This window comes from Citrobacter sp. Cc139 (genome assembly GCF_030334645.1).
Lineage (GTDB): Bacteria > Pseudomonadota > Gammaproteobacteria > Enterobacterales > Enterobacteriaceae > Citrobacter > Citrobacter werkmanii.
Genome location: NZ_JAOWDM010000069.1, coordinates 102154 through 122845, shown reverse-complemented (window position 1 = coordinate 122845; position 20692 = coordinate 102154). Strand labels below are relative to the sequence as shown.

The window sequence follows — 20692 nt, the reverse complement described above, 5'->3', positions numbered from 1 at the left end:
ATTTTATTCCGCTCTTTGTACCGTTATTTTATGCTGACAAACGTGCTTTTTTTTGTTTATCTATAGTGAAAAGCAGAATATTATCTTTTCTTAATCGACTGAAATATAGAGATTTTAGTCTGATTTTGCTTAAAAAACTGCGCTAACCCATTAATGAGACTGGTAAAAATAGTGCAGTTCAAAAAAAGCACAGTCTGCTTTTTAACCACATAAATACAAAATATTAATTACGTCACGAATGGGGATTCAGTTAATGAAACGGAATGCGAAAACAATCATCACAGGGGTGATAGCACTGGCAATGTCGCATGCTGTCATGGCAGAAGATATCAAGGTGGCTGTTGTCGGGGCGATGTCGGGTCCGGTCGCGCAGTGGGGTGATATGGAATTTAATGGCGCACGTCAGGCCATTAAAGATATCAATGCCAAAGGCGGGATCAAAGGCGACAAGCTGGTGGCCGTGGAATATGACGATGCTTGCGATCCAAAACAGGCCGTTGCCGTAGCAAACAAAATCGTCAATGACGGTATTCAGTATGTTATTGGCCACCTGTGCTCATCTTCGACTCAGCCAGCGTCAGACATCTATGAAGACGAAGGGATCCTGATGATTTCCCCGGGCGCCACTAACCCGGAACTGACCCAGCGCGGTTACGCACACATTATGCGTACTGCGGGTCTGGACTCCTCTCAGGGACCAACCGCCGCGAAATACATTCTGGAGAAGGTGAAGCCGCAGCGCATCGCCATCATCCATGATAAACAGCAATACGGCGAAGGCCTGGCGCGTTCGGTGCAGGACAGCCTGAAAGCGGGCAAAGCCAACATCGTCTTCTTTGATGGGATCACCGCCGGGGAAAAAGATTTCTCTGCGCTGATTGCCCGTCTGAAGAAAGAAAATATCGACTTCGTCTATTACGGCGGCTACTACCCGGAAATGGGGCAAATGCTGCGCCAGGCGCGATCCGTTGGCCTGAAAACGCAGTTTATGGGGCCAGAGGGTGTGGGTAATGCCTCTCTGTCTAACATCGCCGGTGATGCCGCAGAAGGCATGCTGGTGACGATGCCAAAACGTTATGACCAGGATCCGGCGAATAAAGCAATTGTCGATGCGCTTAAAGCTGACAAGAAAGATCCAAGTGGACCATACGTGTGGATCACTTATGCAGCCGTCCAGTCACTGGCGAGCGCAATGGATCGCAGCGGAAGCAAAGAGCCGCTGGATCTGGTGAAAGATCTGAAAGCACACGGGGCTGATACCGTGATTGGGCCGCTGAAATGGGACGAAAAAGGCGATTTGAAGGGATTTGAGTTTGGTGTCTTTCAGTGGCACGCAGATGGTTCATCAACCGTCGCGAAGTAATACCTGAAGACGAGTTATCCCACCGCCCGTGCAAAACGGGCGGGTTAAGAAAGGTTACCTTATGTCCGAGCAGTTCCTCTATTTCTTGCAGCAGATGTTTAACGGCGTCACGCTGGGAAGCACCTACGCGCTGATCGCCATCGGTTATACGATGGTGTACGGCATTATTGGCATGATCAACTTCGCCCATGGCGAGGTGTATATGATCGGCAGCTATGTCTCCTTTATGATCATCGCTGCGCTAATGATGATGGGGATTGATTCCAGTTGGCTACTGGTCGCGGCGGGTTTCGTCGGCGCGATTGTGATTGCCAGCGCCTACGGCTGGAGTATTGAACGGGTGGCGTATCGGCCCGTGCGCAGCTCCAAGCGCCTGATCGCGCTAATTTCCGCTATCGGGATGTCCATCTTCCTGCAAAACTACGTCAGCCTGACGGAAGGTTCGCGCGACGTGGCGCTGCCCAGCCTGTTTAACGGCCAGTGGACTGTCGGCAGTAGTGATAACTTCTCTGCATCTATCACCACTATGCAGTTGGTTATCTGGATTGTAACCTTCCTCGCGATGCTGGCGCTGACGCTGTTTATTCGCTATTCGCGTATGGGACGCGCCTGCCGCGCCTGTGCGGAAGACCTGAAAATGGCCAGCCTGCTCGGCATTAACACTGACCGTGTGATTGCGCTGACCTTTGTGATCGGTGCGGCAATGGCGGCGGTTGCGGGCGTGCTGCTCGGTCAGTTCTATGGCGTAATTAACCCTTACATCGGCTTTATGGCCGGGATGAAAGCCTTTACCGCGGCGGTACTGGGCGGCATTGGCAGCATTCCTGGCGCGATGATTGGCGGCCTGATTTTGGGCGTTGCCGAAGCGCTTTCCTCTGCTTATCTGAGTACGGAATACAAAGACGTGGTGTCGTTCGCGTTGCTGATTCTGGTACTGCTGGTGATGCCGACCGGTATCCTGGGTCGTCCGGAGGTAGAGAAAGTATGAAACCGATGCATTTTGCAATGGCGCTGCTCTCTGCCGCCATGTTCTTCATCCTGGCGGGCGTCTTCATGGGCGTCCAGTTAGAGCTGGACGGCACCAAACTGGTGGTGGACACCGCTGCGGATATCCGCTGGCAGTGGGTGTTTATCGGCACTGGCGTCGTGTTTCTTTTCCAACTGTTGCGTCCGGCGTTCCAGAAAGGTCTGAAGAGCGTCTCCGGGCCGAAGTTTATTCTGCCAGCGATTGACGGCTCCACTGTTAAACAGAAACTGTTTCTGGTGGCGCTGCTGGTGATTGCCGTGGCATGGCCGTTTATGGTCTCGCGCGGCACGGTCGATATCGCCACGCTGACGATGATTTATATCATCCTCGGCCTCGGCTTAAACGTGGTGGTGGGGCTTTCCGGCCTGCTGGTGCTGGGCTACGGCGGCTTCTATGCCATCGGCGCTTACACCTTTGCGCTGCTGAACCACTATTACGGCCTCGGTTTCTGGACCTGTCTGCCGCTGGCGGGGCTGGTTTCTGCCGCTGCGGGGTTCCTGCTCGGCTTCCCGGTCCTGCGTCTGCGCGGTGATTATCTGGCTATTGTGACCTTAGGCTTCGGCGAAATCGTCCGTATCCTGCTGCTCAACAACACCGAAATCACCGGCGGCCCGAACGGTATTAGCCAGATCCCGAAACCTACTTTTTTCGGTCTTGAGTTCAGCCGCAGCGCGCGTGAAGGCGGCTGGGATACCTTCAGCAACTTCTTTAACGTGAAGTATGACCCGTCCGATCGCGTGATTTTCCTCTATCTGGTGGCGCTGCTGCTGGTGGTGTTCTCGCTGTTTGTCATCAACCGTCTGCTGCGCATGCCGCTGGGACGTGCGTGGGAAGCGCTGCGTGAAGATGAAATCGCCTGCCGTTCGCTGGGCTTAAATCCTACACGCATCAAGCTGACCGCCTTTACCATCAGCGCCGCGTTCGCGGGTTTTGCCGGCACGCTGTTTGCCGCGCGGCAGGGTTTTGTCAGCCCGGAATCGTTCACCTTTGCCGAGTCGGCCTTTGTGTTGGCGATTGTGGTACTGGGTGGAATGGGCTCGCAGTTTGCGGTCATTCTCGCAGCTATCCTGCTGGTGGTGTCACGCGAACTGATGCGTGATTTCAATGAATACAGCATGTTAATGCTGGGTGGTTTGATGGTACTGATGATGATCTGGCGTCCGCAGGGCTTGTTACCGATGACCCGTCCGCAGTTGAAGCTGAAAAACGGGGAAGCAAAAGGAGAGCAGGCATGAGTCAGCCATTATTATCCGTTAACGGCCTGATGATGCGCTTCGGCGGTCTGCTGGCGGTGAACAACGTTGAGCTGGAACTGAGACCGCAGGAAATCGTCTCGTTAATCGGGCCGAACGGCGCGGGAAAAACCACGGTCTTTAACTGCCTGACCGGTTTTTATAAACCGACGGGTGGGACGATTAAGCTGCGTGACCAGCATCTGGAAGGGCTGCCGGGTCAGCAAATCGCGCGTATGGGCGTGGTGCGTACTTTCCAGCACGTACGCCTGTTTCGCGAAATGACGGTGATTGAAAACTTGCTGGTGGCGCAACATCAGCAATTGAAAACCGGTGTCTTTTCCGGTCTGTTAAAAACGCCGTCGTTCCGTCGCGCGCAAAGTGAAGCCCTGGATCGCGCCGCTACCTGGCTTGCGCGTATTGGTTTGCTGGAGCATGCCAACCGCCAGGCCAGTAACCTCGCCTACGGTGACCAGCGTCGTCTGGAGATCGCCCGCTGCATGGTGACGCAACCGGAGATCCTGATGCTTGACGAGCCTGCCGCTGGCCTCAACCCGAAAGAGACCAAAGAGCTGGACGAGCTGATTGCCGAGCTGCGCAATCATCACAACACTACCATTCTGTTGATTGAGCACGATATGAAACTGGTGATGGGCATTTCCGACCGTATTTACGTGGTAAACCAGGGCACGCCGCTGGCGAACGGGACGCCGGAACAGATTCGTAATAACCCGGACGTGATCCGCGCCTATTTAGGTGAAGCATAATGGTGGCGAGGCATACTATGGATAAGGCGATGTTATCGTTCGATAAAGTCAGTGCCCACTACGGCAAAATTCAGGCGCTGCACGAGGTTAGCCTGTATATCAATCAGGGTGAGATCGTAACGCTTATCGGTGCCAACGGCGCGGGGAAAACCACCCTGCTCGGTACGTTATGCGGCGACCCACGCGCGACCAGCGGACGCATTGTCTTTGATGGTAAAGACATTACCGACTGGCAAACGGCTAAAATCATGCGTGAAGCGGTGGCGATCGTCCCGGAAGGGCGTCGTGTGTTTTCGCGCATGACGGTGGAAGAGAACCTGGCGATGGGCGGTTTCTTTGCCGAGAAGGACCAGTTTCAGGAACGTATCAAATGGGTGTATGACCTGTTTCCGCGCCTGCATGAGCGTCGCATTCAGCGTGCGGGTACCATGTCCGGCGGTGAACAGCAGATGCTGGCGATAGGCCGTGCGCTGATGAGCCAGCCCCGGCTATTGTTGCTTGATGAGCCGTCGCTGGGTCTGGCGCCGATTATCATCCAGCAGATCTTTAACACCATCGAGCAGTTGCGCGAGCAGGGGATGACCATCTTCCTCGTCGAGCAGAACGCCAACCAGGCGCTGAAACTCGCCGACCGCGGCTACGTGCTGGAAAACGGTCATGTGGTACTGGAAGACACCGGCGATGCGCTACTGGCGAATGAAGCGGTGCGTAGCGCTTATCTGGGCGGTTAAGATTTCTCTTAAGAGCTAAGGGGCCTGATGGCCCCTTTTTATCGCGTTATGTTATTATTGAGAATGGTTATCAATAATAACATGAACATGGAGAAAGGATGATACGTTCAGGTACCTGCATGATGATTGGAACTCTGTTATTGGCGTTTGCATCTGGTGTTCAGGCACTGGAACCGCAAACGTTTGACCCGCGCGATCCATCTATCTGGGAAGAGAAACCGGCCAACCCGTTGGCACAATCCAGCTCGCCCTGCGAAGTATTCACCAGCTCGGTATGCCCTGGCTGGGAAGATGAAAAATCAGATATCCAACGTGAACGTGAGCGGCGGGAACAGCAGCGTTTACAGAATGAATTTGAGCGACGCTGGCGTCGGGATTAACGTTACCGGAGTAAATGGGCAGCGTGTCAGGTAACGTCGCTAGCTAAATCTGCAGGTATTGCGAGCCTTGTCCCAGCAAGTATAGGTTATTTGCTGCATAATCAACGGCTTGATGTATATCTTGAGTCAATGGTAATTGAATGAATGATTTACCGCGTCAAACTGACGTGCTGCCCATGCCCGCAATAGACGGTGTCACGGTCTCTTTTAATGGACTGCACTATCTGCGCCCCGAGCTACTTCTGGATTTCGTGAGTATCAGTAGCGCGCCGTTGCTTGCCGTTACGCCTGTTGCATTGCTGTACTCTTCTGTTGGTGTGCTGCAGCAGGTCGACTTACGCAAGCTGCCGGTTGAAGTCGTTGGCCGTGTGGTTTATCCCATCACTTCGCTGAAGCTTCCTGCGTTACGAGGAAAGCTCATCATTAACGCCCAGTCGCGACGGCTCAAGTTTCTGGAAAGTCTGGTGGCGATATCGCCGGAAGATAATATCCACGGTATGCAGGTCCTGGGTCTGGCGCTGGAGTTTACGTTCGCACAGCCTGAGTGATCTCATCTGTACGGCAAATCTTTTTATGGGCCGGGTAAGGCACCTCCCCGGCTTTGTTGTGCTCCACCCCGCATTTTCCTGTCACTCCGCTTTCACCGCCTTGCCATCTGTTTGTCGCCTTACTATCTTTTTTTTGTAATAAAAAAGTTATTTTTCTGTCATTCGAGCATGTCATGTTACCCCCGCGAGCATAAAACGCGTGATATCGCGCATCCGGCACAACAAGAGAGATAACCGATGATATCGTTACGACATACAGCTTTAGGACTGGCACTTAGCCTGGCATTTGCAGGTCAGGCGCTGGCAGTCACCACCATCCCGTTCTGGCACTCAATGGAAGGCGAACTGGGTAAAGAAGTTGATTCACTGGCGCAACGTTTTAATGCCGCCAATCCCGACTACAAAATTGTTCCACAGTATAAAGGCAACTATGAGCAAAGCCTGAGCGCAGGTATTGCCGCCTTCCGTACCGGAAACGCGCCTGCGCTGCTGCAGGTTTATGAAGTGGGGACGGCAACGATGATGGCCTCGAAAGCCATTAAACCGGTCTATGAAGTATTCAAAGAGGCCGGTATTAACTTTGATGAATCTCAGTTCGTGCCGACGGTTTCCGGTTATTACACTGACTCGAAAAGCGGACATTTACTCTCCCAGCCGTTTAACAGCTCCACGCCGGTGCTGTATTACAACAAAGACGCCTTCAAAAAAGCCGGTTTAGATCCTGAGCAGCCGCCAAAAACCTGGCAGGATCTGGCGGAATACACCGCGAAGCTCAAAGCCGCAGGTATGAAGTGTGGCTATGCCAGCGGTTGGCAGGGCTGGATCCAGATTGAAAACTTCAGCGCCTGGAACGGCCTGCCGGTCGCCACCAAAAACAACGGTTTTGACGGTACTGATGCGGTGCTGGAGTTCAATAAACCGGAGCAGGTGAAACACATTGCACTACTGGAAGAGCTGAATAAAAAGGGCGACTTCAGCTACTTTGGACGTAAAGATGAATCCACCGAGAAGTTCTACAACGGGGATTGCGCCATTACCACCGCTTCTTCAGGTTCTCTGGCCGACATCCGCCACTACGCCAAATTCAACTATGGCGTCGGCATGATGCCGTACGATGCCGATGTGAAGGGCGCACCGCAGAACGCGATTATCGGTGGAGCCAGTCTGTGGGTGATGCAGGGCAAAGACAAAGCCACCTACGAAGGCGTGGCGCAATTCCTTAACTTCCTCGCGAAACCAGAGATTGCTGCCGAATGGCACCAGAAAACCGGCTATCTGCCGATCACCACCGCCGCGTACGATCTGACTCGCGAGCAGGGCTTCTATGATAAGAACCCCGGGGCCGATATCGCCACCCGTCAGATGCTGAACAAACCGCCGTTACCGTTCACTAAAGGGCTGCGTCTGGGCAACATGCCGCAGATCCGTACCATCGTGGATGAAGAGCTGGAAAGCGTGTGGACCGGAAAGAAAACCCCACAGCAGGCGTTGGATGCCGCGGTTGAGCGTGGCAATCAGTTACTGCGCCGCTTTGAGCAATCGACCAAATCGTAATGTGAAATGCCGGGTGGCGGCTGCGCCTTACCCGGCCTACAAATGCGCGTAGGCCGGATAAGCGTAGCGCCATCCGGCGCTGTTCAGGAATCAAACCTCAATGTCCTCATCCCGTCCGGTGTTTCGCTCGCGCTGGCTTCCCTATTTACTGGTGGCCCCGCAGTTGGTTATCACCGTTATTTTCTTTATCTGGCCCGCCGGTGAAGCGCTGTGGTACTCGCTACAAAGCGTTGATCCTTTTGGCCTTTCCAGCCAGTTTGTCGGACTGGAAAACTTTGTCGCGCTGTTCCATGACCCGTACTACCTTGATTCGTTCTGGACGACGATAAAGTTCAGTACGTTGGTTACGGTAAGCGGCCTGCTGGTGTCGCTGTTTTTTGCTGCGCTGGTGAATTATGTCGTGCGCGGTAGCCGTTTTTACCAGACGTTGATGCTGTTGCCCTACGCTGTTGCGCCCGCCGTTGCCGCCGTACTGTGGATCTTCCTGTTTAACCCGGGTCGCGGGCTGATCACCCATTTGCTCGCTGAGTTTGGCTATGACTGGAACCACGCGCAAAACAGCGGTCAGGCCATGTTTCTGGTGGTGTTCGCGTCGGTCTGGAAGCAGATTAGTTACAACTTCCTGTTCTTCTTTGCCGCACTGCAATCTATTCCCCGGTCGTTGATTGAAGCCGCCGCGATTGATGGCGCAGGGCCGATTCGCCGTTTCTTTAAACTGGCGCTACCGCTGATTGCGCCGGTCAGTTTCTTTTTGCTGGTGGTGAATCTGGTGTATGCCTTCTTTGATACCTTCCCGGTGATCGACGCCGCCACGGCAGGTGGGCCGGTACAGGCGACCACGACGTTGATTTATAAGATCTATCGTGAAGGTTTTGTCGGCCTGGATCTTTCTGCGTCAGCCGCGCAGTCGGTGGTGCTGATGTTCCTGGTCATTATTTTGACGGTGGTGCAGTTCCGCTATGTGGAAAGTAAGGTGCGTTACCAATGATTGAGAATCGTCGTGGGCTGACAATATTCAGCCATACCATGCTGATGCTGGGAATCATGGTGATCCTGTTCCCGTTGTACGTCGCGTTTGTCGCGGCGACGCTGGACAACAAAGCGGTATTTGAAACGCCGATGACGCTGATTCCCGGCACGCAGTTGCTGGAAAACATGAAATACATCTGGGTCAACGGCGTGGGCGTCAACAGCGCGCCGTTCTGGCTGATGATGCTCAACAGTTTCATCATGGCGTTCAGTATTACGGTGGGGAAAATCACCGTCTCTATGCTCTCCGCATTCGCCATCGTCTGGTTTCGCTTTCCGCTGCGCAATCTGTTCTTCTGGATGATTTTTATCACCCTGATGCTGCCGGTTGAGGTGCGTATTTTCCCGACGGTAGAAGTGATCGCTAACCTGAAAATGCTCGACAGCTACGCGGGCCTGACGCTGCCGCTGATGGCGTCGGCTACCGCGACCTTCCTGTTCCGTCAGTTCTTTATGACCCTGCCGGATGAGCTGGTTGAAGCGGCGCGTATTGACGGCGCGTCACCGATGCGTTTTTTCCGCGATATCGTGCTACCGCTGTCAAAAACCAATCTGGCGGCGCTGTTCGTGATCACCTTTATTTACGGCTGGAACCAGTATTTGTGGCCGTTGTTAATTATTACCGATGTCAACCTGGGCACTGCGGTAGCGGGCATCAAAGGCATGATCGCCACCGGCGAAGGTACCACCCAATGGAATCAGGTGATGGCAGCCATGCTGCTGACGCTCATCCCTCCGGTAATCATCGTGTTATCCATGCAGCGTGCCTTTGTGCGTGGCCTGGTCGATAGTGAGAAATAAAAATGGCTGGTTTAAAACTACAGGCAGTAACCAAAAGCTGGGATGGCAAAACCCAGGTGATTAAACCGCTGACGCTGGACGTTGCGGACGGGGAGTTTATCGTGATGGTCGGGCCATCCGGCTGCGGCAAGTCTACGTTGCTGCGGATGGTGGCCGGGCTGGAGCGGGTCAGCGGCGGCGATATCTGGATCGATAATAAGCGCGTCACCGAGATGGAGCCGAAAGATCGCGGCATTGCGATGGTGTTCCAGAACTATGCCCTCTACCCGCATATGAGCGTAGAAGAAAACATGGCCTGGGGGCTGAAGATCCGTGGAATGGGTAAGGAGCATATTGCCGAGCGGGTGAAAGAGGCGGCACGTATTCTCGAACTGGGTGAACTGCTCAAACGTCGCCCACGCGAACTTTCCGGCGGCCAGCGTCAGCGCGTGGCGATGGGACGGGCGATTGTTCGCGATCCGGCGGTATTCCTGTTCGATGAGCCGCTTTCTAACCTCGATGCCAAGCTGCGCGTCCAGATGCGTCTGGAGTTACAACATCTGCATCGCCGACTGAAAACCACCTCGCTGTATGTGACGCACGATCAGGTTGAAGCGATGACCCTCGCCCAGCGGGTGATGGTGATGAACAAAGGCATTGCCGAGCAGATCGGTACGCCGGTTGAAGTGTACGAGAAACCTGCCAGCCGCTTTGTGGCGAGCTTTATCGGCAGCCCGGCGATGAACCTGCTGGATGGGCGTATTAGCGCTTCGGGTACGCATTTTGAACTGGATGACGGCATGGCCTTGCCCATCGCCAGGAGCGTCCGGGAGTGTATTGGGCGTAACATGACGCTGGGTATCCGCCCGGAGCATATTGCGTTAAGCTCGCAGGCCGATGGCGGTGTGCCGTTGGTTGTCGACACGCTGGAAATGCTGGGCGCGGATAACCTGGCGCACGGGCGCTGGGGCGAGCAAAAGCTGGTGGTGCGACTGGCGCATCAGCATCGCCCGACGGCAGGCAGCACGCTGTGGCTGCATCTGCCAGAAAATCATTTGCATCTTTTTGATGGCGAAACAGGACAACGCGTATGAGTAACTGGCCTTATCCCCACATTGTCGCCCATCGCGGCGGCGGTAAGCTGGCTCCGGAAAACACCCTGGCGGCGATCGACGTGGGGGCGCGATACGGGCATACCATGATTGAGTTTGACGCTAAGTTGTCGAAAGACGGCGAGATCTTTTTGCTGCACGACGACAATCTCGAACGGACCAGTAACGGCTGGGGCGTGGCGGGTGAACTGAACTGGCAGGATCTATTACGCGTGGACGCAGGCGGTTGGTTTAGCGGCGAGTTTAAAGGCGAACCGCTGCCGCTGCTCTCGCAAGTGGCCGCGCGCTGCCGTCAGCACGGCATGATGGCGAATATTGAAATTAAACCCACTACCGGCACCGGAACGCTAACCGGCAAAGTCGTGGCGCTGGCCGCGCGTGAACTGTGGGCGGGAATGACGCCGCCGCTGTTGTCGTCTTTTGAAATTGACGCGCTTGAAGCTGCGCAGCAGGCGGTTCCAGAACTGCCGCGCGGTTTACTGCTTGATGAATGGCGTGACGACTGGCGCGAACTCACTACCCGGCTCGGCTGCGTCTCGATTCATCTTAATCATAAGTTGCTGGATGAAACGCGCGTGGATGCGTTGCGCGACGCGGGGCTACGTATTTTGGTTTATACCGTCAACCGACCCCAGCGCGCGGCAGAGCTGCTGCGCTGGGGAGTGGACTGCATCTGTACCGATGCGATTGATACCATAGGACCGGATTTTCAACCCTATTAAGGCCCAATCGTTTTTAACGGAACGTTAGGCTGCGGCGTGCTGGAGGGCTTCAGCATGTCGCCGTTCTTTTTCTCCGACAGCATATGTTGCTGTTTATTCAGCGAACTGTCCGGGTTGCGGGTTCCGTTCAACATGCCACCGTTGCTGTTGGGCAGCATCTGCTGTTGACCCGAATTCAACTCTCCAGGCTGGGACTGAAGGACTCGCTGGGAATTGGTGTTGATTTGGTTTTCCATATGCTGTTGCTGCATGCGGGTTTGCGTTTGCAACTGCTGGTTGAGCATCCCTTTTTGCTGAATTTGCTGCGTTTGCATTTGGGTTTGCATACGCTGCTGGCTCGGGATCTGGTAACCCGGTTGATTCGGGTTATTCATGGTGTTGATGGGCTGTGCAAAGCCTGCAAACGGCAATAGCATGGCTAAAAGTAAGAGTCGTTTCATCGCTTTTCTCCTCTCGGGGATCGCTTAAGTTTACTCCTTTCTCGCCGTTACGATGATTATTTCAGAGTTATGCACCAGGCTTAGTGGGGGCCGACCCCATACATCTGGAGAATAACGATGATAAAACCGACGTTTTTACGCCGGGTAGCCATTGCTGCTCTGCTCTCAGGAAGTTGTTTTAGCGTTGCTGCCGCGCCGGCAGCGCCACCGCCGGTATCCTACGGTGTCGAGGAAGATGTGTTCCATCCCGTGCGTGCGCAGCAGGGAATGGTGGCCTCGGTGGATGCGTTAGCCACCCAGGTCGGGGTGGATATCCTCAGACAGGGGGGCAATGCCGTTGATGCCGCCGTCGCCGTTGGTTACGCGCTGGCGGTGACGCATCCACAGGCGGGGAACCTGGGCGGCGGTGGTTTTATGCTGCTGCGCACCAAAGACGGTAACACTACGGCGATTGATTTTCGTGAAATGGCGCCTGCTGCCGCGACCCGTGATATGTTCCTCGACGATCAGGGTAACGCCGATGCGAAAAAGTCGCTGACGTCGCATCTGGCATCCGGTACGCCGGGTACCGTGGCGGGTTTCTCGCTGGCGCTGGAGAAATACGGCACGATGCCGCTGAATAAAGTAGTGCGTCCGGCGATGAAGCTGGCGGAAGAGGGTTTTGTGGTTAACGATGCGCTGGCCGACGACTTAAAAACTTACGGCAGCGAAGTGATCCCTAATCATGAGAACAGCAAAGCCATTTTCTGGAAAGACGGCGAGCCGCTGAAGAAGGGCGATAAGCTGGTCCAGAAGGATCTGGCGAAAAGCCTGGAAATGATTGCCGAAAACGGCCCGGATGCGTTTTATAAAGGGGCGATTGCCGACCAGATTGCCGGCGAAATGCAGAAGAACGGCGGTCTGATGACCAAAGAGGATTTAGCCAGCTATAAAGCCGTTGAGCGTACGCCCATCAGTGGTGACTATCGCGGGTATCAGGTCTTCTCCATGCCGCCGCCATCCTCGGGCGGTATTCACATCGTGCAAATTCTCAATATTCTTGAAAACTTCGACATGAAGAAGTACGGCTTTGGCAGCGCCGATGCCATGCAAATCATGGCGGAAGCGGAAAAATACGCCTATGCCGACCGTTCAGAGTATCTGGGTGACCCGGACTTTGTGAAAGTGCCGTGGCAGGCGCTGACCAACAAAGCCTATGCGAAAACGCTGGCCGATCAAATTGATATCAACAAGGCCAAACCTTCCAGCCAGATAAAACCGGGCAAGCTCGCCCCGTATGAAAGCAACCAGACCACCCACTTCTCGGTGGTGGATAAAGACGGCAATGCCGTGGCGGTGACCTATACCTTGAATACAACCTTCGGCACCGGGATTGTGGCGGGTAATACCGGTATTCTGCTCAATAATGAAATGGACGATTTCTCTGCCAAGCCGGGCGTACCGAACGTATACGGACTGGTGGGCGGCGATGCCAACGCGGTCGGGCCGAAGAAGCGTCCGCTGTCGTCGATGTCGCCGACTATCGTGGTAAAAGACGGGAAAACCTGGCTGGTGACCGGCAGCCCTGGCGGGAGTCGAATCATCACTACTGTGCTGCAAATGGTAGTGAACAGCATTGATTTCGGAATGAACGTCGCCGAAGCGACCAACGCGCCGCGCTTCCATCATCAGTGGTTGCCGGATGAGCTTCGCGTCGAGAAGGGCTTCAGCCCGGACACGCTCAAGTTGCTGGAGCAAAAAGGACAGAAAGTGGCGCTGAAAGAGGCGATGGGCAGCACACAAAGTATTATGGTTGGGCCGGATGGCGCCCTGTATGGCGCGTCCGATCCGCGTTCCGTGGATGACTTAACGGCGGGATACTGATTTTTACTACCAGGCCCGGTGTCAGGCACCGGGCTATTTGCAGATTATGCCGTGAGTAATCGGGCTGGATTATCAATACAGAGTTTGCGAAGAGTATCTTTGTCTACTCCACGGGCAGCCAGATAGGCGAGGAAGACATTCGGTACAAACCCCCAGCCATTTCCGCCATTTTTCGCCCACATCTGTTTGAGAAAAACGTCATGGCTTAAAACGATTTGGTCGGCGTAACCTAACTCAATCAGATGTGCTACCGCATCAGCTGTCTCCTGAACGCCCGGCGCGACACCTTCTTTTGGGAAGGTAATGTCCAGACCAATCATGTCAAATTCAAGCCATACGCCGCGGTCGAGCATTTTACGTTGATAGACGACATCTTTTCCTGAAGGGTCCGAATGCGCCAGCGAGACTTTTGCCGGAGAGACGTTCATTTCTTCCAGCACAATATCCAGCACCTCATCCCCCAGTCTCAGCCACCCCGGCATATGGATATTCATCGCCGTGTGGGGGTTGTTACATTGTGCCAGAGAAGCCGCTCGCAGGCTGTTACGCTCCGCTTGGGTAAAAGCAGGTGATACGCCGATTTCACCGATCATGCCAGCACGAATATCCGTCTCGCCAATACCCTGATTCAGTTCTTTATCAATGAGTGAGGCTAACAGCTCGACAGGTTTATGGATCCGGGTGCTTTCAAATTTCTCCAGATAAGGCCCCGATGACGCAACGATATTCAAACCCGTTTTTAAGGCAACTTCTCGTAGCGCTGAGGCGTCCCGCCCAATGGATTCTGATCCCGTGGCGTCGACAATCGTCCTGCCGCCCAGGGACATAAAGTTATTGATTTCAAAGATAACATCATCAATCTCTTTTCGGTCCATGTTATCGGCGCAGCAGTAGGGGTCGTGTTTCAGCCCCCACTGCAGGTCAGCACTGACTTTCTTTCCCACCAGTTGTTGTGAAAAAGCATAATGTGGCTCGTCAACGACCGATGACAGATCGTTAAACAGATGTTCATGCGGTAGCGTCAGACCCATATCAGTATTCGCCACCGGGCCAGTTACGGTTTGCAGGAAACCTTTCATCCTGACACCTCCATTTTTTGCGCCATTTTGGATGCTCTGTATTCAGGTATGGTGGTAACAATCGCACCGACTAACGCGAACAGCGTACCGATGATGGTGACCAGGTAGACCGTATTGCCTAATGAAGGGATCAATTCATCAATTAGCACAGAGCCAAGCAGTTGGCCCGCTGTTGACGCTACGCCCAGCATCAGTAGCCCTAAGCCTCTCACCAGAATCGCCATTAACCCGATGGACAGCAGACCCAGAGGACCACCGAGATACATCCACCATGTATCGGGTAACTGGACGGTGACATGGCCTAATGCGATACGGATCGCCAGCGCCGCGCCCAGGACACAAAAGCCGACAATGAAGTTCCATGTAATGGACACCAGCATGGAGCCTGTTGCCTCGGCGACTTTAGCATTCCCCGCAGGCTGCCACCCAGCGAGTAACCCTGCCAAAAAGGGAAGGATAGCGAGCAGGATAAACGAGGTTGAGTGCCACTGTGGCGACACGACAAAAACTGTGGCGATAACTGCGAACAATGCGCCAGTAATGCGCCATGGCGTAAAATATTTCTTCTCATCCACACCGACGCCAAAACGGTCGCACAGCAGGCCGGAAAGGAGCAGGGCGGAAATTAATGCCGTTTGAAAGGTGGCAACGCCCAGCGCGCTGGCGGATGCGCCTTCAGAAAATACGACCATCGCCCCGCATAATCCTGCAAACCAATTCCATAGCGGGATTTTTCTCTTTTTAATCAGAGTGGGTATTGAGGCGAATTGCTGGCGTGTTTCTTTGCGCGCAATAATAATAAAAAACATGACGACCAGACCGCTGGCAAACGAGATTACTGCGCAAGCATTACCGTCTTGTAACCAGTGTCCTAACTGTCCATTAACGGCAGACTGCATCGGGGAAAGCATACCGGCTAAGATGGTGGCAAGCATCAGTAAGGGGGTTGAGTACTTATTCTTGTTCATACATCAATCCTTATATTTTATAAAAGGAGTAACTTTCGTTACTCCATTGTTTTTTATTTTCTGGCGATGAATTGAAGCGTGTTGACCCACAGGTCGGTATAAAATGGCCATGACATAAACTGCTGGGTTCCCCAGTGTGGGGAGCAGTCACTCATAAAGCAGGCGGTTTTACCCTGTTGGTATTCACCGAACACTAACAATGGGTCATTATTTATTGTTAAGACAACATCGGCATCGTCTCTGGCGACGACCTGGTTATATCCCAGAAATACCGGATAATCTGAGAATCCGTTAACAACAGGATGTTCAGGTGAGGCAGCCTCAGCATAGATACCCTCTGGCTTTTCTACCCGGTCATCGCCATCAAGCATAATAACTGGCAGAACCTCAGCAAGAACGGTGTTCTTATAATTGGCTTTTGCCTCAATACCCATAAATGACAGATAGCCGCCAATCATGAGTAGTCCACCGCCATTTTTGACGTACTCTTTAATTGATTCCAGGGCATTTGGCTTTATTTTTAGCTGATAAAATGTCTCATTTTGCAACAGGAAGGTATTGCTACCAATGTCGCTAATAACAATAACATCGTAACGGTTTAACTCATCAATGCTCTCTGGAAATGCAATTTGTACCGTGTGGGCAGGCATGTAATCAATTTCAACGCCGCCTTTCCTCAAGCATTCCAGTAACCATGTGGCGCCTTCTTCATATTTACTGGAAGTGAAGCTGTCATAACCTTTTGAATGAATCATGTGAATATGCCAGGATTCTCCAATAAAGAGCACATTTAGTTTTTTCTGCGTATTGTTCATAGTCTGCCCCTTGATTTAGTGAGTAGAGATAGTTTGTTTGTAATGTGAACCCTGAATGCGATGAAGAACGGATTCGTTTTCCGGCATATCAGACGCATTCGGTGTTTCAACCGCAAGCGAGGCAAATGCGCTGGCGTAGCACAATGCGGATGCCAGTGATTTTCCTTTAGCAAGCCCAGAGGCGAGAGCACCATTGAAAGCGTCGCCAGCGCCAGCGGTGTTTTTTACTACTGCCGGAAATGCCGGGGAATAGATGAATTGTGTTCCGTCATAAGCGAGAGAACCTTTGCTACCTAACGTAATAATGGTATTTTTGACGCCTTTCTGATGAATAATTTTGGCTGCGCATTTGGCTGATTCGATATCATTAACCGCCATATTGGCCAGCAGGCCCGCTTCCGTTTCATTCGGCGTAATATAGTCAATGTTATCAATGATGGTGTTAACCATGTCATTGTATGGCGCTGGATTGATAATGACTGGTATGTCATTTTTTTGTGCGAGGCGAATTGTTTGCTGCAGTGCTTCGTAATTCGTCTCCAGTTGTACAAGAACAATATCTGAATGAACAATGGCTTCTTTCTGAATGGTGATTTCATCAGGGGAAATTGTCATGTTGGCGCCAGGGTAGATAGCGATGACGTTATCTCCGGTATCTCCATTCACCATGATGGTTGCTGTACCTGTTTGTGTTTCTTTGGTCTGGTAGATAACACTTTTATGGATTTTTGATGAGTTTATAAAATTAATGGCGTAATCACTAAAATGGTCTGAACCTACTTTAGTAATAAAGTGCACATCAGAATCGGCATAGCTCGCGGCTAATGCCTGATTACATCCCTTACCGCCGGGTGAAAAAATAAATTTATCGGCAAGCAATGATTCTCCCGTTGAGGGTAATCTCGGTAGATAACTGATAATATCAACATTGAACGAGCCAATAACACATACATTATTTTTCATGGCAGAGAGACCTTTTTTTATTTTCTGTGCTGATTCATATTTTTCCAGCACATAAGCAATTTCATTTTTTGCGACGTTATCAAGAGAATCAAGGGTAATAAATGCACCACCATGACAGCGAGTAAGATATCCCTGTCCGGCAAGTTCATTGAGATCTGAACGAATAGTTTCCTTTGTTACCTTGAGACATTTCGCCAGATTTGAAACTTTTACAGCTCCCGAAATACTGAGTTCCTTCAATATTCTATGATGGCGTTCAAATTTCATTTTTTACCTCACCGTGGTTAAGTTAGTCCCGGGAGGAGTATATTGTTGTGATTGTCACCATAAAGTGACGGCAGAAACCAAAAAAAAACAAAAATGTAATATTAATATTGCTAAAATTACGGAAAAATCGGTGATAAAGATTAAAGTGATAATAACCATAAAACTCAGGTGGTTATTGTTCTGATAGAGGAGAAGTAGATCACAATAACTGGAATGATCTGAAGGTTTGGGACGTTTCGCCCCACAAAGTGGGGCGGGGAAGTTTTATTTCACGCGCGCCATAAAGTACGCATCAACATACTCACCGTTGCGCAGGCCGTATCTCTTACCGGTGCCTTCGATTTCAAAGCCGTACTTCTTATAGACCGCCACGGCGGGCTCATTATCAACAAATACCGTTAGCTCAATGCGGTCAACGCGCAGCCAGTTGTCGCACATATCGATCATGGTGCGGATCAGCGCGCTGGCGACGCCGCGGTTTTGCCAACGAGCGTCAACGCAAATACCGAAATCAGCGACGTGGCTGCGGCGCGGGCGCTGGGCAACTGCAATGGAAAGATGTCCCACGACGATATCATCGATGCAGGCCACCAACTGTTTGATCCCCGGCTGATCGGCAAGTCGCGTTTGCCACATCTCCATGGAAGGATGAGGAACCTGTAGCGTGTTGTGGTACACCTCCGGCTGGGCGTGAATCTGACGAATGGCGTCGTAATCTTTCGGTTCAGCGTGGCGTATCACTATCTCACTCATTCCTTATCTCCTGCAGGGTTAATTGAGCAATTACACTCGCTGAGAAAGAAAATTCCGTCAACTGCATTTTTTTGCAAAAAGAAGTAGACAAGTGCGAATGAGAATGATTATTATTGCTCTGCGTTCAGGGGAACCCCTACGGAGAACCTGAAAGCACGACATTGCTCACATTGCTTCCAGTATTATTTTAGCCAGCTTTTGCTGGCTTTTTTTTAGGGTTTTGTTTCAGCCTGGCTTACTTGCCATTTTGTCCCCGGCAAAGAATCCAACATTCAGTCTCCTCACGCTTTGCGCTATGGTGTAAATAATCACCTTCAAAAGGATCGTCTCATGACCTTACACTGCGCATTTATTGGATTCGGTAAAAGCACCACCCGTTACCATCTCCCTTACGTTCTGAATCGTAAAGATACCTGGCATGTCGCGCATATTTTCCGTCGTCACGCTAAACCGGAAGAGCAGGCGCCGATCTATTCCCACATTCACTTCACCAGCGATCTGGATGAGGTGCTGGGCGATCCACAGGTAAAACTGGTGATCGTCTGTACGCATGCTGATAGCCATTTTGAATACGCCAAACGCGCGCTGGAAGCGGGTAAAAACGTGCTGGTTGAGAAACCGTTCACGCCGACGCTGGCGGAAGCAAAAGTGTTGTTCGAACTGGCGCGAAGCAAAGGACTGACCGTCACGCCGTATCAGAATCGTCGTTTTGATTCCTGTTTTCTCACGGCTAAAAACGCGATTGAGAGCGGCAAACTGGGTGAAATAGTGGAAGTTGAAAGCCATTTTGACTACTACCGACCCGTGGCAGAAACCAAACCGGGCCTGCCGCAGGACGGCGCATTCTATGGTTTGGGCGTACACACCATGGATCAGATTATCTCGCTGTTCGGGCGTCCCGACCATGTAGCCTATGACATTCGCAGTCTGCGCAACAAGGCGAACCCGGATGATACCTTTGAAGCGCAGTTGTTCTACGGTGACCTGAAAGCCATTGTGAAAACCAGCCATCTGGTGAAAATCGACTATCCGAAGTTTATTGTTCACGGCACCAAAGGCTCGTTTGTGAAGTACGGTATCGACCAGCAGGAAACCAGCCTGAAGGCCAATATTATGCCCGGCGAACCCGGTTTCGCCGCTGACGATTCTGTTGGTGTGCTGGAGTATGTCAATGATGATGGCGTTACGGTGAAAGAAGAGGTGAAACCGGAAGTGGGGGACTACGGTCGCGTCTATGATGCGCTGTACCAGACGCTGACCGTCGGTACGCCTAATTACGTCAAGGAATCTGAAGTTCTTACCAACCTGGAAATCCTCGAACGGGCCTTTGAACAGGCGTCTCCCGCGACGATAACCCTCGCCAAATAGCCCTTACCGACTCCTCTGAGTTTGTTCATATTTTTTGAACAGAGGAGTCAATTTTCACCCTCTATGATCCCAGACGGATTGGGTCCACACTTACTCCATCGAAAACATCTGGGGGTGAACATAATGATCTATTTACGCAAAGCGAACGACCGTGGTCATGCGAATCATGGCTGGCTCGATTCCTGGCATACCTTTTCTTTTGCCAACTACTATGACCCGAACTTTATGGGATTCTCGGCACTGCGCGTGATTAACGATGACGTGATCGACGCAGGTCAGGGCTTTGGCACTCACCCCCATAAAGACATGGAAATCCTGACCTACGTACTGGAAGGCGTGGTGGAGCATCAGGACAGCATGGGCAACAAAGAGCAGGTTCCGGCCGGTGAATTCCAGATTATGAGCGCCGGGACGGGGATCCGTCACTCGGAGTACAACCCGAGCAATACTGAGAAACTACACCTGTATCAAATCTGGATCATGCCCCAGGAAAACGGGATTACGCCACGCTATGAACAGCGCCGTTTCGATGCGGTGCAGGGCAAACAGCTGGTGCTGTCGCCGGATGCCCGCGATGGTTCGCTGAAAGTGTACCAGGATATGGAGTTGTACCGCTGGGCGCTGCTCAAAGATGAGCAGTCGGTGCATCAGATTGCCGTCGAGCGCCGCGTCTGGATCCAGGTGGTAAAAGGCAATGTCACCATTAACGGAACTAAAGCCACCACCAGCGATGGTCTGGCAATCTGGGATGAGCAGGCAATTTCGATTCATGCCGATAGCGACAGCGAAGTGTTACTGTTTGACCTGCCGCCAGTCTAACGTGCTGTAGCCCTTTGTAGGCCGGATAAGACGCGAAAGCGTCGACATCCGGCTTTTCATCGTTTGTCATTAATTCCGTGCGTCCGTGGTAAACTGGGGAAATCTATCCCTT

The 20692-nt window shown here is 52.3% G+C and carries 21 protein-coding genes; 15 read left to right on the top strand and 6 right to left on the bottom strand.

All coding sequences use genetic code 11. The features are described from left to right. The first annotated feature begins 253 nt into the window (after positions 1 to 253). The 12 genes from livK to ugpQ all read left to right on the top strand — a co-directional run bounded on the left by livK (position 254) and on the right by ugpQ (position 11245). Positions 254 to 1363, top strand: coding sequence for a high-affinity branched-chain amino acid ABC transporter substrate-binding protein LivK (gene livK / locus OGV69_RS05245; protein ID WP_069323775.1), 1110 nt, complete (start codon positions 254 to 256; stop codon positions 1361 to 1363). Positions 1364 to 1424: 61 nt separating this feature from the next. Next, positions 1425 to 2351, top strand: coding sequence for a high-affinity branched-chain amino acid ABC transporter permease LivH (livH, locus tag OGV69_RS05240; protein ID WP_003827575.1), 927 nt, complete (start codon positions 1425 to 1427; stop codon positions 2349 to 2351). Further along, the gene (gene livM, locus OGV69_RS05235; RefSeq protein ID WP_038634986.1) at positions 2348 to 3625 is read left to right on the top strand and encodes a branched chain amino acid ABC transporter permease LivM; all 1278 of its coding nucleotides are present in this window, start codon (positions 2348 to 2350) and stop codon (positions 3623 to 3625) included. Before livH ends, livM begins: the two co-directional genes overlap by 4 nt. Next, on the top strand, positions 3622 to 4389 hold the full coding sequence (livG, locus tag OGV69_RS05230; protein WP_003827578.1) for a high-affinity branched-chain amino acid ABC transporter ATP-binding protein LivG: 768 nt from the start codon (positions 3622 to 3624) through the stop codon (positions 4387 to 4389). Before livM ends, livG begins: the two co-directional genes overlap by 4 nt. Before the next feature lie 17 nt (positions 4390 to 4406). Continuing rightward, positions 4407 to 5120 carry a high-affinity branched-chain amino acid ABC transporter ATP-binding protein LivF gene (gene livF / locus OGV69_RS05225; RefSeq protein ID WP_087856271.1) on the top strand — a complete coding sequence of 238 codons (714 nt, stop codon included), beginning with the start codon at positions 4407 to 4409 and terminating at the stop codon, positions 5118 to 5120. A 98-nt stretch (positions 5121 to 5218) separates the two neighbouring features. After that, a complete protein-coding gene (locus tag OGV69_RS05220) occupies positions 5219 to 5500 on the top strand; it encodes a hypothetical protein (protein ID WP_069323776.1) in 282 nt (93 codons plus the stop codon). A gap of 140 nt (positions 5501 to 5640) precedes the next feature. Beyond that, complete coding sequence (locus OGV69_RS05215; RefSeq protein WP_038634978.1) at positions 5641 to 6048, top strand: hypothetical protein; 408 nt, start codon at positions 5641 to 5643, stop codon at positions 6046 to 6048. Between the two features lie 237 nt (positions 6049 to 6285). Further along, on the top strand, positions 6286 to 7602 hold the full coding sequence (ugpB, locus tag OGV69_RS05210) for a sn-glycerol-3-phosphate ABC transporter substrate-binding protein UgpB (protein ID WP_016154831.1): 1317 nt from the start codon (positions 6286 to 6288) through the stop codon (positions 7600 to 7602). A 100-nt stretch (positions 7603 to 7702) separates the two neighbouring features. After that, complete coding sequence (ugpA, locus tag OGV69_RS05205; protein WP_069323777.1) at positions 7703 to 8590, top strand: sn-glycerol-3-phosphate ABC transporter permease UgpA; 888 nt, start codon at positions 7703 to 7705, stop codon at positions 8588 to 8590. Further along, complete coding sequence (gene ugpE / locus OGV69_RS05200) at positions 8587 to 9432, top strand: sn-glycerol-3-phosphate ABC transporter permease UgpE (RefSeq protein ID WP_069323778.1); 846 nt, start codon at positions 8587 to 8589, stop codon at positions 9430 to 9432. The genes ugpA and ugpE overlap by 4 nt, the downstream gene beginning before the upstream one ends. Positions 9433 to 9434: 2 nt before the next feature. Next, positions 9435 to 10505 carry a sn-glycerol-3-phosphate import ATP-binding protein UgpC gene (locus tag OGV69_RS05195; protein ID WP_069323779.1) on the top strand — a complete coding sequence of 357 codons (1071 nt, stop codon included), beginning with the start codon at positions 9435 to 9437 and terminating at the stop codon, positions 10503 to 10505. Then, positions 10502 to 11245, top strand: coding sequence for a glycerophosphodiester phosphodiesterase (gene ugpQ / locus OGV69_RS05190; protein WP_069323780.1), 744 nt, complete (start codon positions 10502 to 10504; stop codon positions 11243 to 11245). The genes OGV69_RS05195 and ugpQ overlap by 4 nt, the downstream gene beginning before the upstream one ends. Here ugpQ and OGV69_RS05185 read toward each other — a convergent pair. Continuing rightward, on the bottom strand, positions 11242 to 11685 hold the full coding sequence (locus tag OGV69_RS05185) for a DUF2756 family protein (protein WP_038634965.1): 444 nt from the start codon (positions 11683 to 11685) through the stop codon (positions 11242 to 11244). The genes ugpQ and OGV69_RS05185 overlap by 4 nt on opposite strands. A 117-nt stretch (positions 11686 to 11802) precedes the next feature. Here OGV69_RS05185 and ggt point away from each other — a divergent pair, with 117 nt between their 5' ends. Then, entirely contained in the window at positions 11803 to 13548 is a 1746-nt protein-coding gene (gene ggt / locus OGV69_RS05180; RefSeq protein WP_069323781.1) for a gamma-glutamyltransferase, read from the top strand. Between the two features lie 44 nt (positions 13549 to 13592). Here ggt and OGV69_RS05175 read toward each other — a convergent pair whose 3' ends face one another. From OGV69_RS05175 to yhhY, 5 genes are all read right to left on the bottom strand, one after another. Beyond that, positions 13593 to 14627 (bottom strand): phosphotriesterase family protein, encoded by a 1035-nt coding sequence (locus tag OGV69_RS05175; protein WP_069323782.1) that lies wholly within the window; start codon positions 14625 to 14627, stop codon positions 13593 to 13595. Continuing rightward, positions 14624 to 15595: a DMT family transporter gene (locus OGV69_RS05170; RefSeq protein ID WP_069323783.1), complete on the bottom strand. Its 972-nt coding sequence runs from the start codon at positions 15593 to 15595 to the stop codon at positions 14624 to 14626. Before OGV69_RS05170 ends, OGV69_RS05175 begins: the two co-directional genes overlap by 4 nt. 53 nt (positions 15596 to 15648) lie before the next feature. Next, positions 15649 to 16410, bottom strand: coding sequence for a glutamine amidotransferase (locus OGV69_RS05165; protein WP_069323784.1), 762 nt, complete (start codon positions 16408 to 16410; stop codon positions 15649 to 15651). A 15-nt stretch (positions 16411 to 16425) separates the two neighbouring features. Continuing rightward, on the bottom strand, positions 16426 to 17640 hold the full coding sequence (locus OGV69_RS05160; protein WP_069323785.1) for a PfkB family carbohydrate kinase: 1215 nt from the start codon (positions 17638 to 17640) through the stop codon (positions 16426 to 16428). Between the two features lie 264 nt (positions 17641 to 17904). After that, on the bottom strand, positions 17905 to 18393 hold the full coding sequence (gene yhhY / locus OGV69_RS05155; RefSeq protein ID WP_069323786.1) for an N-acetyltransferase: 489 nt from the start codon (positions 18391 to 18393) through the stop codon (positions 17905 to 17907). Between the two features lie 330 nt (positions 18394 to 18723). Here yhhY and OGV69_RS05150 point away from each other — a divergent pair, with 330 nt between their 5' ends. Next, complete coding sequence (locus tag OGV69_RS05150; protein WP_069323787.1) at positions 18724 to 19761, top strand: oxidoreductase; 1038 nt, start codon at positions 18724 to 18726, stop codon at positions 19759 to 19761. Between the two features lie 123 nt (positions 19762 to 19884). Then, positions 19885 to 20580, top strand: a complete 696-nt coding sequence (yhhW, locus tag OGV69_RS05145; protein ID WP_069323788.1) for a quercetin 2,3-dioxygenase — start codon at positions 19885 to 19887, stop codon at positions 20578 to 20580. Positions 20581 to 20692: the final 112 nt, after the last annotated feature.

Coding starts and splice junctions, on each gene's coding strand:
- livK (WP_069323775.1), top strand. CDS start 254: ATGAAACGGAATGCGAAAACAATCATCACAGGGGTGATAGCACTGGCA.
- livH (WP_003827575.1), top strand. CDS start 1,425: ATGTCCGAGCAGTTCCTCTATTTCTTGCAGCAGATGTTTAACGGCGTC.
- livM (WP_038634986.1), top strand. CDS start 2,348: ATGAAACCGATGCATTTTGCAATGGCGCTGCTCTCTGCCGCCATGTTC.
- livG (WP_003827578.1), top strand. CDS start 3,622: ATGAGTCAGCCATTATTATCCGTTAACGGCCTGATGATGCGCTTCGGC.
- livF (WP_087856271.1), top strand. CDS start 4,407: ATGGATAAGGCGATGTTATCGTTCGATAAAGTCAGTGCCCACTACGGC.
- OGV69_RS05220 (WP_069323776.1), top strand. CDS start 5,219: ATGATACGTTCAGGTACCTGCATGATGATTGGAACTCTGTTATTGGCG.
- OGV69_RS05215 (WP_038634978.1), top strand. CDS start 5,641: ATGAATGATTTACCGCGTCAAACTGACGTGCTGCCCATGCCCGCAATA.
- ugpB (WP_016154831.1), top strand. CDS start 6,286: ATGATATCGTTACGACATACAGCTTTAGGACTGGCACTTAGCCTGGCA.
- ugpA (WP_069323777.1), top strand. CDS start 7,703: ATGTCCTCATCCCGTCCGGTGTTTCGCTCGCGCTGGCTTCCCTATTTA.
- ugpE (WP_069323778.1), top strand. CDS start 8,587: ATGATTGAGAATCGTCGTGGGCTGACAATATTCAGCCATACCATGCTG.
- OGV69_RS05195 (WP_069323779.1), top strand. CDS start 9,435: ATGGCTGGTTTAAAACTACAGGCAGTAACCAAAAGCTGGGATGGCAAA.
- ugpQ (WP_069323780.1), top strand. CDS start 10,502: ATGAGTAACTGGCCTTATCCCCACATTGTCGCCCATCGCGGCGGCGGT.
- OGV69_RS05185 (WP_038634965.1), bottom strand. CDS start 11,685: ATGAAACGACTCTTACTTTTAGCCATGCTATTGCCGTTTGCAGGCTTT.
- ggt (WP_069323781.1), top strand. CDS start 11,803: ATGATAAAACCGACGTTTTTACGCCGGGTAGCCATTGCTGCTCTGCTC.
- OGV69_RS05175 (WP_069323782.1), bottom strand. CDS start 14,627: ATGAAAGGTTTCCTGCAAACCGTAACTGGCCCGGTGGCGAATACTGAT.
- OGV69_RS05170 (WP_069323783.1), bottom strand. CDS start 15,595: ATGAACAAGAATAAGTACTCAACCCCCTTACTGATGCTTGCCACCATC.
- OGV69_RS05165 (WP_069323784.1), bottom strand. CDS start 16,410: ATGAACAATACGCAGAAAAAACTAAATGTGCTCTTTATTGGAGAATCC.
- OGV69_RS05160 (WP_069323785.1), bottom strand. CDS start 17,640: ATGAAATTTGAACGCCATCATAGAATATTGAAGGAACTCAGTATTTCG.
- yhhY (WP_069323786.1), bottom strand. CDS start 18,393: ATGAGTGAGATAGTGATACGCCACGCTGAACCGAAAGATTACGACGCC.
- OGV69_RS05150 (WP_069323787.1), top strand. CDS start 18,724: ATGACCTTACACTGCGCATTTATTGGATTCGGTAAAAGCACCACCCGT.
- yhhW (WP_069323788.1), top strand. CDS start 19,885: ATGATCTATTTACGCAAAGCGAACGACCGTGGTCATGCGAATCATGGC.